Genomic DNA, 18,335 nt, shown 5'->3' on the forward strand with positions numbered 1-18,335 from the left:
ACGCGTGCTGACCACTGTGGTCGATCTGTTGCGTTGCCCGGTGTGCCGAGGATCGCTGGAACTCGCCGACCGCACCCTGTGGTGCCCGGCGGGCCATGGCTTCGACCTCGCCCGGCAGGGGTACGTAACCCTGTTGGGCGGGGCCGGAAGCAACTTTCGTTCAGACACCGCCGACATGCTGGCCGCCCGAACCAGATTCCTCGAGCGCGGGTTCTTTGATCCGATCATGTCGGCCGTCTCGCGGCAATGCCCTCCGGCGGCAACGATTCTCGATGTCGGTGCCGGGACCGGACACTATCTCGCGGCCGCCGTCGAAGCGTGTGGCGGACGCGGTGTGGGCCTTGACCTTTCCAAGATCGCCGCTCGGCAGGTGAGTCGGTTGTCGGACTCCATCGGGGCCGTTGTGGCCGACGGATGGCAGCCGTTTCCGATCGCCGACGACGCCATCGACGTTGCGTTGTCCATCTTTTCGCCCCGCAACGTCTCCGAGTTCGCGCGGGTGCTACGTCCCGGCGGGACCCTGGTGGTCGTGTCCCCGACGCCGCGACACCTGGCCGAACTGGTGTCGGAGGTCGGGATGATCGGCGTCGACAAAGACAAGTCGGAACGCATCGGCAACAGCATGTCCGGGCACTTCGTCCGCACCGAACGAACGCTGGTGGAATACCCGATAGAGCTCACCCACGACGACGTGGCGGACGTCGTCCTCATGGGCCCCTCGGCATTTCACCTATCCAAGGCCGAGGTCGACGCGAAATCGGCCTCCCTGCCTGATCCGGTGACCGTCACCGCATCGGTGACCGTCGCGGTGTATCAGACCGGCTTGCAGACGGATTCGTAGATCCGCAACGTTTGCTCGGCGATGGAATCCCAGGAGAAGTCGGCAATCGCCCGAGCCCGACCCGCCGCACCCATCGACCGGGCCAGCTCCGGATCGGCAATGACCCGGTTGACCGCCTGGGCGAGGTCGTGTTCGAAGTCGCGGGTCCGGTTTTCGTCGTAGTGCACCAGAAGTCCGGTGATCTCGTCGCGCACGACCTCGGGAATGCCGCCGACGTCCGAGGCGACCACGGCCGTCCCGCAGGCCATCGCCTCCAGATTCACGATGCCCAGCGGTTCGTAAATCGACGGGCAGATAAAAACTGTTGCGGCGGAGAGTATTTCGCGGATCCGGTCGGTGGGTAGCATCTCCCGGATCCAGAACACCCCGGACCGCGTCTGGGAGAGCTGTTCCACCGCCGCGGCGATCTCGGCCCCGATCTCGGGGGTGTCGGGCGCTCCGGCGCACAATACGAGCTGCAGATCGGGGTCCATGTGATGGGCCGCCGCGATCAGATGGCGCACGCCCTTCTGTCGCGTGATCCGGCCCACGAACGCCGCGATCGGACGACGCGGGTCCACCCCCAATGCGGTCAGTGCGGCATCGGCTTCCGCCGGATCGACCGGGTGCCAGGTCTGGGTGTCGACGCCGTTGCGGACCACGTGCACCTTCTCCGGATCCAGGCGGGGATAGGCGTCGCAGACATCGATGCGCATGCCGGAACTGACCGCGATCACCGCGTCGGCGTATTCGATGGCGTTCTTCTCCACCCAGCTCGACACCCGGTAGCCGCCACCGAGCTGTTCGGCCTTCCAGGGCCGCCGCGGTTCGAGTGAATGTGCGGTCAATACGTGCGGGATGCCGTGCAGTTGCGCGGCTAGGTGCCCGGCTAGGCCGGTGTACCAGGTGTGCGAGTGGGCGACCTGGGCGCCTTCGGCCGCCACTGCCATCCGCAGATCCGACGACAGCGTGGTGATGGCCGGATTGGCGCCGATCAATGCCGGATCGACGCCGTGGACCTCGGCACCGGGGCGCTCGGCACCCATGCAATGGACGTCGACGGTGGCCAGTGTGCGCATGTGCCGTACCAGTTCGGTGACGTGAACCCCGGCCCCGCCGTAAACCTCTGGCGGATATTCCCTGGTCATCATTGCCACGCGCATGACCTTGACGCTAGCCGGGTGTGGCGGGCTGTGCCAACGGGGGTCGAAAAGATCACAGCGTTCGGGCCGTCAGGTTAATCGGCTGGGGCCAAGCGATTTCGAAAGATCTGCACCCGTCTATGGCCGCGGACTCGGATGGCGGATAGGTTGAAGGAGTGATTTCACAGCGCCATGTCCTTGGGATCGTTCTTGCCGGCGGCGAGGGGAAACGACTCTTTCCCCTGACGATGGACCGCGCCAAGCCGGCCGTCCCATTCGGTGGCGGATACCGCCTGATCGACTTCGTGCTCAGCAACCTCGTCAACGCCGGCTACTCACGTCTGTGTGTGCTCACCCAGTACAAGTCCCATTCACTCGACCGGCACATCTCGCAGACGTGGCGGCCGTCGGGCTTCAACGGTGAATACATCACCCCGGTCCCGGCGCAGCAAAGGCTCGGCCCACGCTGGTACACCGGTAGCGCCGACGCGATCTTCCAGTCGCTTAACCTGGTCTACGACGAGCAGCCCGCCTACATCGTGGTCTTCGGCGCCGACCACGTCTACCGGATGGACCCGGAGCAGATGGTGGAGGCGCACATCGCCTCAGGCGCCGAATGCACGGTGGCCGGCATCCGCGTCCCGCGCAGCGAGGCCACCGCCTTCGGTTGCATCGATGCCGATGACAGCGGCAGGATCACCCAGTTCCTCGAGAAGCCCGCCGATCCGCCCGGCACCCCCGACGACCCCGATGCCACCTTCGCGTCGATGGGCAACTACGTCTTCACCGCAGATGCCCTCGTGCGGGCCATCACACTCGACGCCGACAACAGCGACTCCGACCACGACATGGGCGGCGACATCATCCCGGCGTTCGTCGAGCGGGGCGAGGCGTTCGTCTACGACTTCAAGGACAACCAGGTCCCCGGCGCCACCGACCGCGACCGCGGTTACTGGCGCGACGTCGGCACGTTGGACGCCTTCTACGACGCCCATATGGATCTGGTCTCGGTGCACCCGATCTTCAACCTGTACAACCGGCGCTGGCCCATCCACGGCTCGGCCGACTATCTCGTGGCGCCGGCGAAGTTCGTCAAAGGTGGACTCGCACAGGAATCGATGGTGGGGGCGGGCAGCATCATCTCCGCGGCCACCGTCCGCAACTCGGTGGTCAGTTCCAACGTGATCATCGAGGACGGTGCCACCGTCGAAGGCAGTGTGCTGATGCCCGGTGTCCGGGTCGGTAAAGGCGCAGTGGTCCGAAAGGCCATCTTGGACAAGAACGTTGTGGTCACCGACGGCGAGATCGTCGGCGTCGACGAACAACGCGACCGCGAACGTTTCGCGTTCAGCGCCGGCGGCGTGGTCGCGATCGGAAAAGGTATCCGGGTCTGAGCCGCGGGCCGCGGTCGAGCGGTCAGAACCGGTTGAGGGCTGCGGTGATCAGGTCCGGGATCGCCGGGTGTTCGGTGTTGTCGGGCAGCGCGTCGATCGGCCACCAGGCCAGATCGACCGACTCGTCGCTGCGAACGAACTCGGGCAGTGAGCCGTTCGGCAGGTCGTCGGCGACTGCGGCGAATCTCAGATCGAGGTGCCGGGTCGGGACGCCCAGTGAGCAGGTGATCGGGTGGGTGTGGACCTGGACCAGTTCGCCGGTGATCCGGAGGTCGGCGATACCGGATTCTTCTTGGGCCTCGCGGGTTGCCGCGTCGGCGATCGTGGTGTCGCTCTCCTCGCAGTGACCACCGAGCTGAATCCACTTGCCGACCCTGGGGTGCAGCGTCAGCAACACATGGGTGCGTGCCGAGTTGAAGACGATCGTCGATGCGGTGATGTGGCCGGCGGCCGATTCACGCAGACACCCGTTCGGGGCGGCGGCCAGAAAGGCCAGCATCGTGTGACGCAGTGAATCCTGGTGTGGATCAGGGGTTTGCCACCGGGTGAGCAGGTCGCTCGCCGACTCGTGCAGGCTGCTTGCGCTCACAGTTCGACCACCAGTGAGTCGATGCTCGCAGCCGGCCGGGGCCGGTCGGTCGGTTCGGCGGGATAGCCGATCGCCACCGCGCCCAACGGCTCCCAGTCCGCAGGAAGGTCGAGTTCGCTGCGGACGAGTTCGGGAGCGAAGATCGTCGACCCCACCCAGCAGCTACCCACCGATCGGGTGGCGAGCGCGACCAGCAGACCCTGGACCGCGGCGCCGCCGGCCACGGTGAACATGGTGCGTTCGGCGGCGGTCCGCTCCGCGTCGGGATAGTCGTGGCGGCCATCGCCGGTCAGCACGGGGATCACCATTTCGGGTGCGGTGTAGAGCAATTGGCCGCGGGCCACGCGTTTTCCGATCGACTCGTCGGTTTTTCCGTCGCCGGTCAGGTGTTCTCTCCAGCGGCGCGCCATCGCATCGAGCAGTGCGACGCGGCGAGCGTGCTCACGCAGCCAGATGAACCGCACCGGGTGACTGTGGTGCGGAGCCGGCGCGGTCAGTGCGTCGGCAAAAGCGGCCCGCATGATCTCTTCGGGAACCCGCTCGCCGGTGTAGCTGCGCACGGAACGTCGCATCAGCAATGCCTGTCGACGGCCGAGCTCGAGCGACTCGGCAGTGCCGAGCCAGAACAGGTCTTCCTCGCCGGGACGTACGAGATCTCTTGCGGTGGTGCCGTTTTCGCGAGGCTTCAGTCCGCGGACGACGGCCACCGGGATTTCTCCGAGCTTGCCCTTGACCAGGTCTGCGGCAGCGGCCAGTTCATCGGCGACCGCGATCTCGCTGACGATCAGTGGGTTGCCGTACTCGTCGACGGTCCCCTCGTAGGGGTGCGTCACTGCGATTCCTGCGGCCCCGATCGCGGCATCGGTCTGTCCGATGCGCCAAGCGCGGCCCATCGTGTCCGTGATCAACACAGCCACCTCTACGCCCAGACGTGCACGTAGGGACGCCCGCAGGGTCGCCGCACTGGCATCGGGATCGACCGGGAGCAATGCCAATTCGTCGCTGCCGACATTCGAGCCGTCGACACCGGAGGCCGCCTGGACGATGCCGAGTTTGTTCTCGGTGATCAGCGTGCGGTTCTTGCGCGCCACCACCCGGACGGCTTCGGAGTCGACCAAGGCCCGGCGGGCCGCATCGCGTTCGTCGGGATCGGTGGGGGCCGGGACCATCCGGCCCTCGATCTTGGAGATGATCTTGCTCGTGACGACGAGGATGTCGTCGTCGCGGATCCATCCGGCGGCGTCGGCGAGCGCCGCGGCGAGATCGTCACCGGGGTTGAACCGGGGCAGGCCCGGGATCGGGATGATCTCGATGCTGCCCGCAGCGGCATGGTCCTGCGGGGCGGGCGGCGCGGACTCGTTCGCCGATCCGGACTCACTCATAGGACACGCCCACCAGATCGCAGGCGTCGCGGACCATCTGGGCGGTGGCGGCGGGATCGGTCATCAACAGCGGCACCGAGGCGACCTTCACACCGGGGATGTCGGCGGTGTCGCCGGGCGCGATGAGCCAGCCGTCGAGTACGCCGTTGGCACTGCGGGCACCGTAGTGCCTGCCGACGGCCTCGGCGGTCGTCTCCACGTCGATCACCGAGAGGCACTCATCGGCCATCCCGCGCAGCGGGCTGGTGCCGATGATGGGGGAGATGCCGACGACCGGCGCCGATGCGGTGCGCAGGGCCCCGCGGATACCGGGAACCGAGAGGATGGCACCGACGCTGACCACCGGATTCGACGGGGCGAACAGGATGATGTCGGCCTCGGCGATCGCCTCGAGCACCCCGGGGCCGGCTTTGGCGTCGTCTGAACCCACCTGTGCGAAACCGTGTGTCGGGATCTGGGCGCGGTGACGAACCCACCATTCCTGGAAGTGGATCGCCACCTTCTCCTCGGTCACCTCGGTTCCGATCGCGCTGGTGCGCGTGACCACCACATGGGTCTCGTGCCGGTCGTCGGTGGCGGGCAACAGCCGGACACCGGGATCCCACCGCCGGCTCAGCGCCGCGGTGATGTCGCTGAGCCGGTATCCGGCGTCGAGCATCTGGGTGCGGATCAGATGGGTGGCGAGGTCGCGGTCACCGAGTCCGAACCAGTCGGGGTCGGCGCCATAGGCGGCCAGTTCTTCTTTGGCATGCCAGGTCTCGCCGCGGCGGCCCCACCCGCGTTCGGTGTCGATGCCGTCACCGAGCGTGTACATACAGGTGTCGAGATCGGGGCAGATGCGTACGCCGTGCATCCAGGCGTCGTCGCCGACATTGACCACCGCCGTCACCTCGTGCTCGGCGGGCGGACGACCCTCCGCCAGGACGTCGGGGAACGACGTGTGTCCAAGGAGTTCGCGAACACCCTGCAAAAATCGGGCGCCACCGACGCCACCAACAAGAACGGTCACCTTCACAAGGGACCAGCCTAGTGCCGGGTGGGGCGGGCTCAGGTCCGGCCCACTATCGCACTCGCGTCATCGGCGGGGACACGTAGCATCGAGGGGTCGGTCACAACCGGCTGTGCGGTGTTCGAACTGTTCGAATCGCGGCGGGTGTCTTTTTGGTCATCAAGGCCGTGTCGAGACTCCGGAATCACCCGATGGGGTGGTAAAGCAAATTTGCCCTGCGGCTTGACCTGGACCCCCGAAACCGTGTCTAATCACATCAGTGTCATTCCCAGTTTTGACAACGAGAATTGTTGTGGGGCATGGGGATCGATCACTTGTTCGAATACGACTGACCACCTGCACAATTCGAAGTCCAGATGAGGAGGCGGGGCGATGGCTCTGGAACACATGGCTACCAACAGCCTTGAACCGCAAGTCGATTCGCAATTGAACGCACCCGAAGACCCTCAGAACGAACGCCCCAGACTCAGCTTGGTCACCACCGCCTTCGACGACCTGTTCGACCTCGTCGAGGATCAGTGGCAGGACCGGGCACTGTGTGCCCAGACCGATCCTGAAGCATTCTTCCCGGAAAAGGGAGGCTCGACCCGCGAGGCAAAGCGGATCTGCCAGGGATGTGAGGTACGCGCCGAATGTCTCGAGTATGCGCTGCACAAGGACGAGCGGTTCGGTATCTGGGGTGGCTTGTCGGAGCGCGAGCGTCGTCGCATCAAGCGCGGCATCGTCTGAGTCGGGAAAGTTCTCTCACCGCGCGTCGGTGATGTATCACAAGGTGACATCGGGGGATGGCCGCGCAGTTTGAACTGTTGCGGCGTAACGCTTTTCGACAAATACCTTTGGCAAGACCATTTGTACATCGCGACTTCGGGTCGCGGTTACGGCACTTGGCGACCCGTCTGCCCCTATTGGGGCGGCGGGTCGATTGTGTCTTCGTCGACACCCAGGTGGGCGGCCACCTGCTGGACGAGTACCTCGTGGACCAGGTCCAGCAGGTCTGCGCCCTTCTTGGCCCGACTCTCGAGCGGTCGCCGGAACAGCAGGATGCGGGCCTTGGTCGCCCGGCCGTCCGCGTCCATACCCGGCGGGATGAGGCGGGCCAGCGGGATCGGCCCGTCGGCGGTGACCTCGGCGGGCCACTGCACGGTGTCGGGATCCCGAGGGAGCATTCGCGGCACCTCGTCGACCGCGATGTCCAGGCCGGTGAGCCGATCGTGCCAACGGGCATCGATCTCGGCGAAGGCTTCCAGGACGACTGCGTCGAACGACTGCGACCGGCTGGTCCAGGCCGGCACGTGGACCGGGAGCAGGGATGATCGCAGGCCGCGGCCCCGACGATCGCGGACTCGGGGAACACCTCGAACCGATCGTCGACGCCGTGGTCGGACCAGCGGAGGACGAATGGGTGCCATAAGTCGCAAGTCTAAGCAGGTCTGTGCGGTGTGTCCTACTTCGACCCGCCGGTAGATAGGGATAATCTTCCACCCGTGAGGCTTCCACGTCAGTGTTCCAGGCCCGGCTGCGCCAACCCGGCGGTCGCAACGCTGACTTTCGTGTACGCAGATTCGACCGCCGTGGTCGGGCCGTTGGCGACGTCTGCAGAACCGCACTCGTGGGATCTGTGCGATACCCACGCAACCCGGATCACCGTTCCGCGGGGCTGGGAGATGCTGCGGAGTGCAGGCGGGTTCGCGGCACCCACGCGCGACGAGGACGATCTGACGGCGCTGGCCGAGGCCGTACGCGAAGCCACCGGCGGCGGCTCCCTGGTCTCGCATGTGACCTCGGTACCCAGCGCCGAGTCTGCGCCCCACCTGAGCAGGGCGCAGACCCAGGTCAGCGGTCCCGACCCGCTTCCGCGCCCGCGACCGGGTCGACGTGGACACCTTCGAGTGTTGCCTGATCCCGTGGACTGAATCCGACCGTCACCGGTTCGGCTACAGCGGGTTCGATGCTGCTCTCCGGATCGCGCCCTTTGCGCTTGTTCCAGGCCTTTTCGCCGTAGTTGCAGATCACCATCACCAGCGCGGCCAGACCCCATCCCAGGATCAGATCGATCACGTAGTGCTCGGCCGAGTACACGAGAGTGAACGCCATCACCAGCGCATAGCCGGTGAAGATGGTCCGTCCGAGCGCTCTGGTCCGGCCCCACATGAACATGGCGAGCAACGCGGTGACCCCGGCGTGCAGCGACGGGATGGCGGCGACCTGGTTGGATTTGTCCTGGCCGACCTCGATCACGTCCCGCACCGGACCGATGTGCAGCACGTCCCAGCCGCGGCTGGAGATCCGCTCGATGTAGGGGGCGGCACCTTCGTGTTCGGGTGCCACCTGGCCGAGGATGTTGTCGGGCACGACCTGTTCGGGTGTGGTGATGCAGTGCGGGAAGGCCGGTCCGCCGACCAGTTCGGCCGAGGTGCACTTGGCGGCCGCCCACGGGGGAGCTGCGGGAACCAGGACGTAACCGATGAGTCCCAGGAAGAAGATCATGATGAGCCGCACCGCGAACCGACGCCACTGCACCCGGTCGCGGAGCCAGATGAACCCGAGGACGGCGTAGGGAACGATGAAGTAGGACATGTACACAAAGCTCGTGAACACCTCCCACCACTGGGCGTCGGCCATCTTGAGTTGTTCCTGCAACCAGACGGTCGGCACCACGTGGAACATCCAGCGATCGGCGTCGACCGCGAAATGCCACTGGGTGGGCATGCCGAGGAACGCGGCCAGACCGCGCGTGGAGTCGTACACCGCGAGCAGGACGCCGAAGGGCAGCCAGTCACGGACCACCGACAGCACATTGCGTCGACCGATGGACATCGCGGCGAGGCCGAGCCCCAGCGCGACAAGGACGTAGGAACGGCCAAAGGACATGGTCCGGGTGGCCAGTAACACGAGCACGGTCAGTGCCCAGATCGTCACGGTCACACGCCGGATGAGCGTGAGGTTCAACCGCTCCGCACCGAGGCGGGCGACTTTGAACTCGGCGAACCGCAGCCGTGAGTACCAAGATGTAGGAGGGGCGTCGGTCTTCGGGGTCTGTAGATCGGTCATGATTAGGCGTTGACCCCGTTGTCTGCCGATCCGTTCGACGGCATGTTCTGATCGCCGTGGAGCGGCCGGGCCGGCGCGTGTGTGTATGCAAGTTCGTGGTGCTTTACCGACAGAGAAGGAGCCAATCCGTGGATCGTCCCGCGCAACTCTTCAGCCAGGAGCTGGTGAGTGCCGTCATCAAGGCCTACGACGTACGAGGACTTGTCGGAGAGCAGATCGATGCCCCGTTCGTCCGCGCGGTGGGTGGTTCGTTCGCGCGTCTGATGAAGAGCGAGGGGCAGTCGGCGCTGGTGGTCGGACACGACATGCGGGAATCGTCTCCGGAGCTCGCCGCGGCGTTTGCCGACGGTGCCCTGGACGAGGGACTCGACGTGACCCTGATCGGGCTGGCCTCCACCGACCAGCTCTACTTCGCCTCCGGCGATCTCGACCGGCCGGGCGCGATGTTCACCGCAAGCCACAATCCGGCGAGTTACAACGGCATCAAGATGTGCCGGGCCGGTGCGAAACCGGTGGGCCAGGACAGCGGTCTGGCGACCATTTCGCGTGAGTTGGTCGAGGGACCCGCCACCACTGGCGACGCCGGCGCGCCCGTCGTCAGAGGGTCGCTGGACGAACGCGACGTGTTGGAGGACTATGCGGCGTTTCTGCACAAGCTCGTCGATCTTTCCGGTCTGCGGCACTTGACAGTCGCCGTCGATGCGGGCAATGGCATGGGTGGTCACACAGTTCCGGTGGTCCTGGGTGGTTCCGAGGGGTTCACCGTGCGTTCACTCTACTTCGAGCTCGATGGAACTTTCCCCAACCATGAGGCCAATCCGCTCGATCCCAAGAATCTGGTCGATCTGCAGGCTTATGTGAGGGAGACCGGAGCCGACATCGGCCTGGCCTTCGACGGCGACGCCGACCGCTGCTTTGTGGTCGACGAACTGGGAGATCCGGTGTCCCCGTCGGCAGTGACCGCATTGGTGGCCGAGCGCGAACTCGCGAAGCACCCGGGAGGCACTGTCATCCACAACCTGATCACGTCCCGGGCAGTCCCCGAACTCGTCCGGGAGCTGGGCGGTGAACCACTGGTGACCAGGGTCGGCCATTCGTTCATCAAGGCGCAGATGGCGGAGACCGGTGCGATTTTCGGCGGCGAGCATTCGGCCCACTACTACTTCCGCGATTTCTGGGGTGCTGATTCGGGCCTGCTCGCGGCCATGCACGTGCTCGCGGCTCTCGGAGCGTCGGATCAGCCGTTGTCGAAAATGATGGCGCGGTACGAGCGCTACGCAAGTTCCGGTGAGATCAACTCCACGGTCGACGATCAGGCCGCCCGCACCGCAGCGGTGCTGGCGGATTTCGCCGACGAGCTCACCGGTACGACGGAGATGGACGGTGTGACGGTCGATCTCGCCGACGGCTCCTGGTTCAACCTGAGGGCGTCGAACACCGAACCACTGCTGCGGCTCAATGTCGAGGCCGCGACCACCGAACGGGTGAATGCACTGACCGAACGAATCCTGGCGGTCGTTCGGGGCTGATGCACAAACCCGCCACGAGCCGAAAGTCCGTCTGCTGTCTCCGGCGTTCGACCGGATACCTGCAAGAAACTTTCGACTCGCGGCACTAGGCTGGACCCATGTTGACCGGAGCGCCTGAAATCGACGACGTCGCCGCGCTGCTGGACGCCGACATCGATGGCCTGCTGCCGGCGTCGGCGTTGGCCGGCGCCCAGTGCCGCGCGATGGCCGCGGCCGGCTCGGAAGGTGTACTCGAACCGCTCGAGCGGCTCCTGCCCCGTGCGGTGGTGGTGGTGTGCGGCGACGGCACGTCCGCGCAGGCCGTGGATCTGGTGATCGCACTGGCGGGCCCGCACATCGATGTCCCGTTGATCAAGTGCCGTGCCGTGCCGTCGTGGATCGGGCCCCTGGACGTGGTCGTGATCGCCGGTGACGACGCCGGGGATCCCCGACTGTCCGACGCGGCGACCAGGGCCGGGCGGCGCCGGGCCGAGGTCGTGGTCGCCGGACCGGTCGAGGGGCCGCTTCGGGAGGCTTTGGCCGGTCCGGTGGTGGATTTGTCGCCGCGCGTACATGTTCCCGCGCCGTATCGGTTCGCGCACTATGTGGCGGCGATGTTCGCGGTGCTCGACGGCTTGCGTGCGGTCCGGTTCGAAGGTCGGCATCCGGATCTGTCGGCGATGGCCGATGAGTTGGATACCGAAGCCGCCGGTAATCATCCCGGGCATGAGTTGTTCCACAACGCGGCCAAAGAATTGGCAGTTCGTGTTGCAGATCGTAGAACCGTGTGGACAGGGGATACGGAGGCCGGGATGGTGGTCGCGGTACATGCGTCCCGGACGGTTTTCGCTGGTGCCGGAGTGGTCAGTACCGCAACGGATCTGGGTGATGTCATGGCTGCGGGGGCATTGCTCGCGGGGTACGGTGACTCCATGCCGGCAGACTACGATCCCATATTTCACGACGCTGCGATCGACGGTCCGATACCGACAGAACCTGTTCGCGTGCAGTTGCTGACCACCCCGGATCGGGAGTGGCTGGTCCGTCGGCGCACCGCCTCGCTGGCCGATGTCGACATCCGGACGAGCGGGCCGGCAGAACAGCCAACCGCCGAGCCGATGGGCCGCGGTGGCGGTATGGAAGATCTTGTGCCGCTGATGATCCTCGCGTTGCGCGCCGACATGGCCGGCGCGTACCTGCGGCTGGTCGGCAGCCACTGATGCACCTGCTCGACGGTGTGGTCAGGCCTTACGCCTGGGGTTCACGAACAGCGCTGGCCGAATTGCGTGGGTTGCCGACGCCGAGCCCCCATCCCGAGGCCGAATTGTGGTTCGGTGCGCACCCGGCGGCCCCGGCGCCGGTCGACGGCGGGGCGCAGGGGCAGACCCTGCTCGATGTGGTCGATGCCGATCCGCGGGGTCAGCTCGGTCAGGCGTGTGCGGACAGGTACCGGGGGCGTTTACCGTTCCTGGTGAAAATCCTTGCGGCAGAAGAGCCTTTGTCGTTGCAGGCGCATCCCAGTCTGGAGCAGGCCAAAGACGGATTCGCGCGGGAGAACGCCCAGGGGATCGAGATCGGTGCCCCGCACCGCAATTATCGCGACGACAACCACAAGCCCGAGCTGGTCGTGGCCATCACCGAGTTCGAGGCGCTGGCCGGTTTTCGTGATGTCACCGAAACCGTCGACCTACTGCGGGCACTGCAGGTGCCCGAGCTCGATACATACCTGGGAATGCTGGCCGGAGAACCCGATTCGCAGGGATTGCGCGCCCTGTTCACCACCTGGATCACGCTTCCGGAATCGGCGCTGACCACCCTGATCCCGGCGGTCCTCGACGGCGCCATCCGCTATCTGTCAGACGGGAACGGTCACTTCGCGGCCGAGGTCCGGACACTGCTGGAGATCGGTGAGAGCTACCCGGCCGACTCCGGTGTATTGGCGGTCCTGCTGCTCAATCGGATCTCACTGCGCCCGGGCGAGGGACTGTTCCTGCCGGCCGGCAATCTGCACGCCTACCTCGGCGGTACTGCCGTCGAAGTGATGGCCAACTCCGACAACGTGCTCCGCGGTGGATTGACGCCCAAGCACGTGGACGTGCCCGAATTGCTCCGGGTACTCGATTTCACGCCGGTGGCGGCGTCCGACGTCACGCCCACGCTCCGCACCCTCAATGCCGAATTGATCTATCAGACACCGATCTCGGAGTTCCGGTTGTCGATGGTGGAACTCGACGGCACCGGTATCCACAAACCGTCATCGATCCTGTTCGATGTGCCCGGGCCGCAGATCCTGCTGTGCACGTCCGGGGCCATCGAGTTGAGGGGTGCGGACGCCAGTTTGCTGGTCCCACAGGGCCATGCGGTGTGGCTTGCCGACTGTGATCCCGATGTGGTGGTGCATGCGGCCAGCGCGCGGAGCGTCTTCTTCCGCGCCCTCGTCCCCGGTCAGTAGGGCGCCGAAGCCCCTGCGACGACGGGCCGTCCCGGATCATCCTGGGCGCCGTTGGTCGAGGGCAGGCTGCTGCCGATGAAACCGATCTCATCGCCGGTGGCCACCATGGTGACCATGGCCGACCCCCCGGGGGTCGAGATCCAGATATCTTGCGGCGCAGCATGATTCTGGATAAGCCGGACGTCGGCTGCTTCCGTGCTGGTGCCGGGGGACGTCAGTGAGATGACCGTCGATGCATCAACGGTGGTCGGGGTGAGGCCGTCGAACAGTGCCACCGTGAAATGACCTGGGAACACTCGGCCCCCGGCCAGCGCCACCAGCCCGGGATCGCCCACCGCGGTGACGAACTGCTGCCAGTGCCCCGGGCGGTCACTGTAGATCAGCACCCGGGCGCCGACACCGATGGCGCGCAACAGTACCTGCTGGGCCAGGTGCAACCCACCGGCGATGACGACGCGATGCGGACGGCCTCCGAGTAGATCGACCGCCACCGCACGTCCACTGTGGTCGGCTCCGATGAGTTGGCCACACCCGGCCGCGGCGAGGAAGATCCGGGCCAGTTCGTCACCGGAGATGGTGTGCTCCCCGATCGGGGGCAGGCGATCGGCGGCGCCCACCGGCAGGCCGGCGGCCAGGGCAGCTCGCTGGCGACCGTGGAGGGGGAGCAGCCCGTCGATCCGGGGTGGGTCGGGGTTCAGGGTGTTGAATCTGACCAGCGTCCGCAAGGACGTGTCTCCGTCGGGTGTCGACCGGAACCGTGACGTGACGGTCGTCGACACCGACGGGACCGCCCATACCGCCGCAAGAGCGGACGCTAGATGATCGGGTGAGATCGCGAACGTCGACATCTGTAGCCGACCGGCCGACACCGACCTCCAGCTCTCGGACACCTCCGTGCTGCCGGCGCCGTGGGCGAGTTGTGTTGTGGCCGCGGTGATCTCTGCCGCGGTCAACGCGGTTGCGGACAGCCCGCGACCACCGATCCGGTTCGCCACCCGGCGGGTGGCGACCAGAGCGGTGCGCAGCGCACCCTCGGATCCGCCGCCGCGACGGGCCACCGCCTCCGGGCACCGGGACGGATCGAGTCGAAGGACGACCAGAACCGATCGGTAAGCCGTCGCCGGCAGTGGGCCCAACGTGCGCAGATAGACCTGTGCCACCCGGCCGGTGCCGTGCGACCGGATGCCATGACTGATGACGTCGATCGATTCGAGCTCGATGTCGAACTGGCGAACGCTCTCGGCCAGGGCCGGCAGCGGGATGCCGGGGATCCCGGTGCATCCGTGGGGATCGAGCAGTCCGATCGCGGGCGGTGGTGTGTCGATCCGGAGAACGGTGATCAGGGAGGTGCCGTCCCACCGTGCGCCGATGGGCGTCCCGTCGGGTATCGGGATGTCGAACGGCGCCTGATCCGGCTTCGATCCGTCCGGTTCGGAGCCGGGCAGCAGACGGCGACGCCAGAGCCCGAGCCGCAACGTCAACAGGCGTGCCACCGATGTCCGGCCGGGCAAGGCGACCAGCAGCGCCGACAACACAACGGCGCAGGTCAGCGCAATCCACCACAGCGCGCCGTTGTCATAGGACAGCACCAGCGCACCGGCGATCAACAACTCGATCGCGACCACAACAATCATGAATCCCCCCACCGCCATCGGCCCCGATCCAATGGTCGAACTCTGGGCGTACCCCGGCGCCCAATGCTGCTATACGCTACACGGCGGGAGGATGGGGGGGAATGTTTTGCCTGCTCAATTGACGACAAAAGCTCAGGTCAACGGCTATCGCTTTCTGCTGCGGCGGCTCGAACACGCGCTGATCCGGCGCGACGTGAGGATGTTGCACGACCCGATGCGGTCACAGGCCCGTTCGCTGCTGGTCGGTTTGGTGATCGCGTTGTTGGTACTGGCCGGATTCGGGGTCTACGGACTCATCAAACCGCAAGGCACCGTGGGTGATTCGAAGATCATCGTGAGCAAGAAGGCCGGCGCGACGTATGTCGTTGTCGACGGCACGTTGCATCCGGTTCTCAATCTCGCCTCCGCGCGCTTGATCAGCGACAGCGACGAATCGCCGAAGTCGATCGCCGAGAAGAAGCTCACCGGGTACCCGCGGGGTCCGTTGCTCGGGATCCCCGGTGCGCCGGTGGCGTTACCGGGCCCACGGTCGACCGACACCTCGCAATGGACCGTCTGCGACACCGTATCCGGTGACGATGTGGTCACCACCGTCGTGGCCGGCGAACCCGTACTCGGCGACCGGGTCCGGGAGGCGAGCGTGAGTGATGCGTCCCTGGCCGCCGCCGGGGAGGAGACCTACCTCATCTTCGAGGGGAAGCGGGCGCGGGTCGATCTGGACAGCGTTCCGGTGCAGCGCGCCCTGGGCATCGACGGGGTGCCGGTACGGGCCGTGAGCCCCGGTCTGCTCAACGCGATCCCGGAGGTCGAACCCCTTGTCGTTCCGGCCATTTCGCAGGCAGGGGAGCCGTCGGCGCTGGGGTCGGAAACACCCGTCGGGTCGGTGTTCAAGGTGGCCGGGCTGTCCGGTGGGACGACCTATTACGTCGCCCTGCCGACGGGAGTCCAACAGATCGGAGAGGTCGCCGCGGAGGTGATCAGGCAGGCCGACACCGACGGCGGCGGCAGTGTCGCGACGATGGGCCCCGGTGCACTGACCGGTGTCGACACCATCGACGAATTGCCGGTGGGCGACTTCCCCACGGTGACACCGGTCCTGACCGATGTGGACGCGGACCCGGTGTTGTGCAGCACGTGGTCGCGGACGAAGGACGATCATCAGGCGGTCCGCGGTGCGCTGCTCGGATCGGCGTTGCCGCTCGGTTCGAAAGCGGCGCCGGTCGTGCTCGCCGGCGCCGACGGCCCAGGTCCCGGACTCGATGCGGTATTCGTCGAACCGGGACGTGGGCATTACATCCGGGTCACCGGCCCGGAGCCGGACAGCACCCGCGCCGAATCCCTGTTCTACGTCAGTGATTCGGGTGTTCGGTTCGGTATCCCGGACCACAAGGCCGCGGTCGCACTCGGGCTGGGGCAGAGTCCGGTACCGGCGCCCTGGACGGTCATCTCGCTGCTGGCCGCGGGCCCGACCCTCTCGCGGAGCAATGCGCTGGTCTCGCACGACGGGATGTCACCGGATCTCGCGGGGGCCAGGATCGGGCCGCCCGAGAACTGAGCGCCAACCCCGCGGCGCGGGCGTCAGGACTGCGGCGGTTTCAATGATCGGACCAGTGACTCCCACTGATCTGCGATCTGTTCGAACGACATGTGCCGGTGGTTGTGCAGATGGTGGATCGCCGGCGGGTCGAGCGGTGCGAGCACCGCGATGCACATCAATTCGAGGTCGCCGGAAAAGCCCATGGCCTCGAGCAGCGTTCGGGTGTGGATGACCGACACCGTGCGGGTGGGATGCAGGAATCGTTGTGGTCCGGTGTCTTCGGCTTCGAGCAGGACGTCGAGGTGCGCGGCTGTCGTCGCCAGTCGAGCCCGCCCGTAGGCGATGAGTCGGTCGAGGGGGTCGATCTTGTCGCCGGGTGCGCCGGGCCCGAGCGGCGGCGGCCCACTCATGAACGCCTGCTGTAGCGCCGATTCCGAATGATCGAGCAGAGCGATCATCAGGCCCGACCGATTGCCGAAGCGGCGGAAGACGGTGCCTTTGCCGACCCCGGCCTCGCGGGCCACGGCGTCCATCGTGACCGCGGATGCGCCATGACGATCGATCAGGCGGGTCGCGGCCTCCAATAGGAGTTGACGATTGCGGGCGGCGTCCGCGCGTTCCGATTCGGCGGGTGCCACGAGGGACATCGGCATCGAGAGGGCAGGTGGGGACGCTGTGGACGTGGTCAGGAGCGATAGCTCGGCGTCAGCTGTGCCGGTTCGCGACTGGCCTTCACTCGGAGCCGAGTGCGCAGGGGACTTGGACACAGCCATGACTGTAACGGTAGCCACATCGGGAATATGTTCGGACCGGGGTCCGGTTAAATGAGACAGACTTGGCAATTAGTGATGCGAAACAATAAGGAGTGACCTTGACCGGTACAGCTACGGGCACGAACGAGACGTCTGGCGCCACCGCGAAGATCCTGGTCCTGGTGGGGAGCCTGCGACGCGAGTCCACCAACCGGGTGCTCGCCGAGGTCGCGGCCGACAATGCCCCCCAGGGCGTTGAGGTCACGGTGTACAGCGGACTGGAGAAGTTGCCCTTCTACAACGAAGACCTCGACACCGATCAGGTCGACGAGTCCGTGACCCGGCTGCGTGCGGCGGTCACCGATGTGGACGCCCTTCTCATCGCGACGCCCGAATACAACGGCACCATTCCCGCCGTCCTCAAGAATGCGATCGACTGGCTCTCGCGTCCCTACGGCTCCGGCGCGATCAGCGGCAAGCCGGTGGGTGTGATCGGTGTGGCGATGGGACAGTACGGCGGCAAGTGGTCGCACGACGACACCGCCCGCGCGGTCGGCATCGCCGGCGGCAAGGTGGTCGAGGACGTGGAACTGCACCTGTCGACCGGGAGCCTCGGTGGCAAGGCCATCGCCGACGCCCCCGAGGTCGTCGAGATCCTGCGCGCGGCTGTGGCCGTGCTGGTCGACCAGGCGGCGACCGCCAACGCCTGAGGTTTTTTCGACCTGAACAAGAGCACACGCCCCGGTCAGTCGCACCCGTTGTAACAGGTGCCTCTGACCGGGGCGTGTGTTTTTGTGCGTGGGGCCGGCAGGCGTGACTCGTGTGGCTGGTGAGAGACACGCCCGACGCGCCGAGACACGCCGAAATTCAGGCTGGTGCAGATCCCGTGACCTGGGACTTTCATGAATGTCATTCGCAACGTCTTGTGTCGGTACCGTTTGTCAGACACTAGGTGTAGTGTTTGGAACACCGAACAGCACTGCGGCGTTGGAACGAAAGCGCAACGAAGTTCTTCACCGCAGAGCCGCCGGGATAACTATCTGAAAGTCAAGTCGTACCGCTATC

General features: G+C 66.1%; 17 protein-coding genes. 9 read left to right on the top strand and 8 right to left on the bottom strand.

Going from position 1 to position 18,335, the window contains the following annotated elements; translation table 11 throughout:
- Window positions 1-4: 4 nt before the first annotated feature.
- Window positions 5-841, top strand: a complete 837-nt coding sequence (locus AC51GR_RS05160) for a putative RNA methyltransferase (protein ID WP_496323537.1) — start codon at window positions 5-7, stop codon at window positions 839-841.
- Here AC51GR_RS05160 and glgA read toward each other — a convergent pair.
- Entirely contained in the window at window positions 814-1,983 is a 1,170-nt protein-coding gene (gene glgA / locus AC51GR_RS05165) for a glycogen synthase (protein WP_496323538.1), read from the bottom strand. The two genes, AC51GR_RS05160 and glgA, sit on opposite strands and share 28 nt — an antisense overlap.
- Before the next feature lie 155 nt (window positions 1,984-2,138).
- Between glgA and glgC the strand changes: the two genes are divergently transcribed.
- Entirely contained in the window at window positions 2,139-3,356 is a 1,218-nt protein-coding gene (gene glgC, locus AC51GR_RS05170; protein ID WP_496323539.1) for a glucose-1-phosphate adenylyltransferase, read from the top strand.
- Between the two features lie 22 nt (window positions 3,357-3,378).
- Here the strand turns inward: glgC and AC51GR_RS05175 are convergent, their stop codons facing one another.
- The 3 genes from AC51GR_RS05175 to cofD are packed head-to-tail and all read right to left on the bottom strand — an operon-like array spanning window position 3,379 to window position 6,342.
- Entirely contained in the window at window positions 3,379-3,945 is a 567-nt protein-coding gene (locus AC51GR_RS05175) for an NUDIX hydrolase (RefSeq protein WP_496323540.1), read from the bottom strand.
- A complete protein-coding gene (locus tag AC51GR_RS05180) occupies window positions 3,942-5,327 on the bottom strand; it encodes a coenzyme F420-0:L-glutamate ligase (RefSeq protein ID WP_496323541.1) in 1,386 nt (461 codons plus the stop codon). The genes AC51GR_RS05175 and AC51GR_RS05180 overlap by 4 nt, the downstream gene beginning before the upstream one ends.
- Window positions 5,320-6,342, bottom strand: a complete 1,023-nt coding sequence (cofD, locus tag AC51GR_RS05185; protein WP_496323542.1) for a 2-phospho-L-lactate transferase — start codon at window positions 6,340-6,342, stop codon at window positions 5,320-5,322. The genes AC51GR_RS05180 and cofD overlap by 8 nt, the downstream gene beginning before the upstream one ends.
- A gap of 465 nt (window positions 6,343-6,807) precedes the next feature.
- On the opposite strand from cofD, the gene AC51GR_RS05190 reads away from it, so the two are divergent.
- Window positions 6,808-7,065: a WhiB family transcriptional regulator gene (locus AC51GR_RS05190; RefSeq protein WP_496323543.1), complete on the top strand. Its 258-nt coding sequence runs from the start codon at window positions 6,808-6,810 to the stop codon at window positions 7,063-7,065.
- A 173-nt stretch (window positions 7,066-7,238) separates the two neighbouring features.
- Here the strand turns inward: AC51GR_RS05190 and AC51GR_RS05195 are convergent, their stop codons facing one another.
- Window positions 7,239-7,745: a metallopeptidase family protein gene (locus AC51GR_RS05195; RefSeq protein WP_495515234.1), complete on the bottom strand. Its 507-nt coding sequence runs from the start codon at window positions 7,743-7,745 to the stop codon at window positions 7,239-7,241.
- Between the two features lie 75 nt (window positions 7,746-7,820).
- Here AC51GR_RS05195 and AC51GR_RS05200 point away from each other — a divergent pair, with 75 nt between their 5' ends.
- Window positions 7,821-8,249, top strand: a complete 429-nt coding sequence (locus AC51GR_RS05200) for a DUF3499 domain-containing protein (protein ID WP_496323544.1) — start codon at window positions 7,821-7,823, stop codon at window positions 8,247-8,249.
- Here AC51GR_RS05200 and AC51GR_RS05205 read toward each other — a convergent pair.
- The gene (locus AC51GR_RS05205) at window positions 8,170-9,387 is read right to left on the bottom strand and encodes a phosphatase PAP2 family protein (RefSeq protein WP_496323545.1); all 1,218 of its coding nucleotides are present in this window, start codon (window positions 9,385-9,387) and stop codon (window positions 8,170-8,172) included. The two genes, AC51GR_RS05200 and AC51GR_RS05205, sit on opposite strands and share 80 nt — an antisense overlap.
- Before the next feature lie 128 nt (window positions 9,388-9,515).
- Between AC51GR_RS05205 and AC51GR_RS05210 the strand changes: the two genes are divergently transcribed.
- From AC51GR_RS05210 to manA, 3 genes are all read left to right on the top strand, one after another.
- On the top strand, window positions 9,516-10,916 hold the full coding sequence (locus AC51GR_RS05210; RefSeq protein ID WP_496323546.1) for a phosphomannomutase/phosphoglucomutase: 1,401 nt from the start codon (window positions 9,516-9,518) through the stop codon (window positions 10,914-10,916).
- Window positions 10,917-11,014: 98 nt separating this feature from the next.
- A complete protein-coding gene (locus AC51GR_RS05215) occupies window positions 11,015-12,115 on the top strand; it encodes a hypothetical protein (protein ID WP_496323547.1) in 1,101 nt (366 codons plus the stop codon).
- The gene (gene manA / locus AC51GR_RS05220) at window positions 12,115-13,347 is read left to right on the top strand and encodes a mannose-6-phosphate isomerase, class I (RefSeq protein ID WP_496323548.1); all 1,233 of its coding nucleotides are present in this window, start codon (window positions 12,115-12,117) and stop codon (window positions 13,345-13,347) included. The genes AC51GR_RS05215 and manA overlap by 1 nt, the downstream gene beginning before the upstream one ends.
- On the opposite strand, the gene eccE is transcribed toward manA, so the two are convergent.
- On the bottom strand, window positions 13,341-14,999 hold the full coding sequence (gene eccE / locus AC51GR_RS05225; protein WP_496323549.1) for a type VII secretion protein EccE: 1,659 nt from the start codon (window positions 14,997-14,999) through the stop codon (window positions 13,341-13,343). The two genes, manA and eccE, sit on opposite strands and share 7 nt — an antisense overlap.
- An 88-nt stretch (window positions 15,000-15,087) precedes the next feature.
- On the opposite strand from eccE, the gene eccB reads away from it, so the two are divergent.
- A complete protein-coding gene (eccB, locus tag AC51GR_RS05230) occupies window positions 15,088-16,536 on the top strand; it encodes a type VII secretion protein EccB (protein ID WP_496324091.1) in 1,449 nt (482 codons plus the stop codon).
- Window positions 16,537-16,559: 23 nt separating this feature from the next.
- On the opposite strand, the gene AC51GR_RS05235 is transcribed toward eccB, so the two are convergent.
- Window positions 16,560-17,171: a TetR/AcrR family transcriptional regulator gene (locus AC51GR_RS05235; RefSeq protein ID WP_496324092.1), complete on the bottom strand. Its 612-nt coding sequence runs from the start codon at window positions 17,169-17,171 to the stop codon at window positions 16,560-16,562.
- Between the two features lie 212 nt (window positions 17,172-17,383).
- Here AC51GR_RS05235 and AC51GR_RS05240 point away from each other — a divergent pair, with 212 nt between their 5' ends.
- Window positions 17,384-17,980 (top strand): NADPH-dependent FMN reductase, encoded by a 597-nt coding sequence (locus tag AC51GR_RS05240; RefSeq protein WP_496323550.1) that lies wholly within the window; start codon window positions 17,384-17,386, stop codon window positions 17,978-17,980.
- Window positions 17,981-18,335: the final 355 nt, after the last annotated feature.

It is taken from the genome of Williamsia sp. z71 (assembly GCF_059553375.1).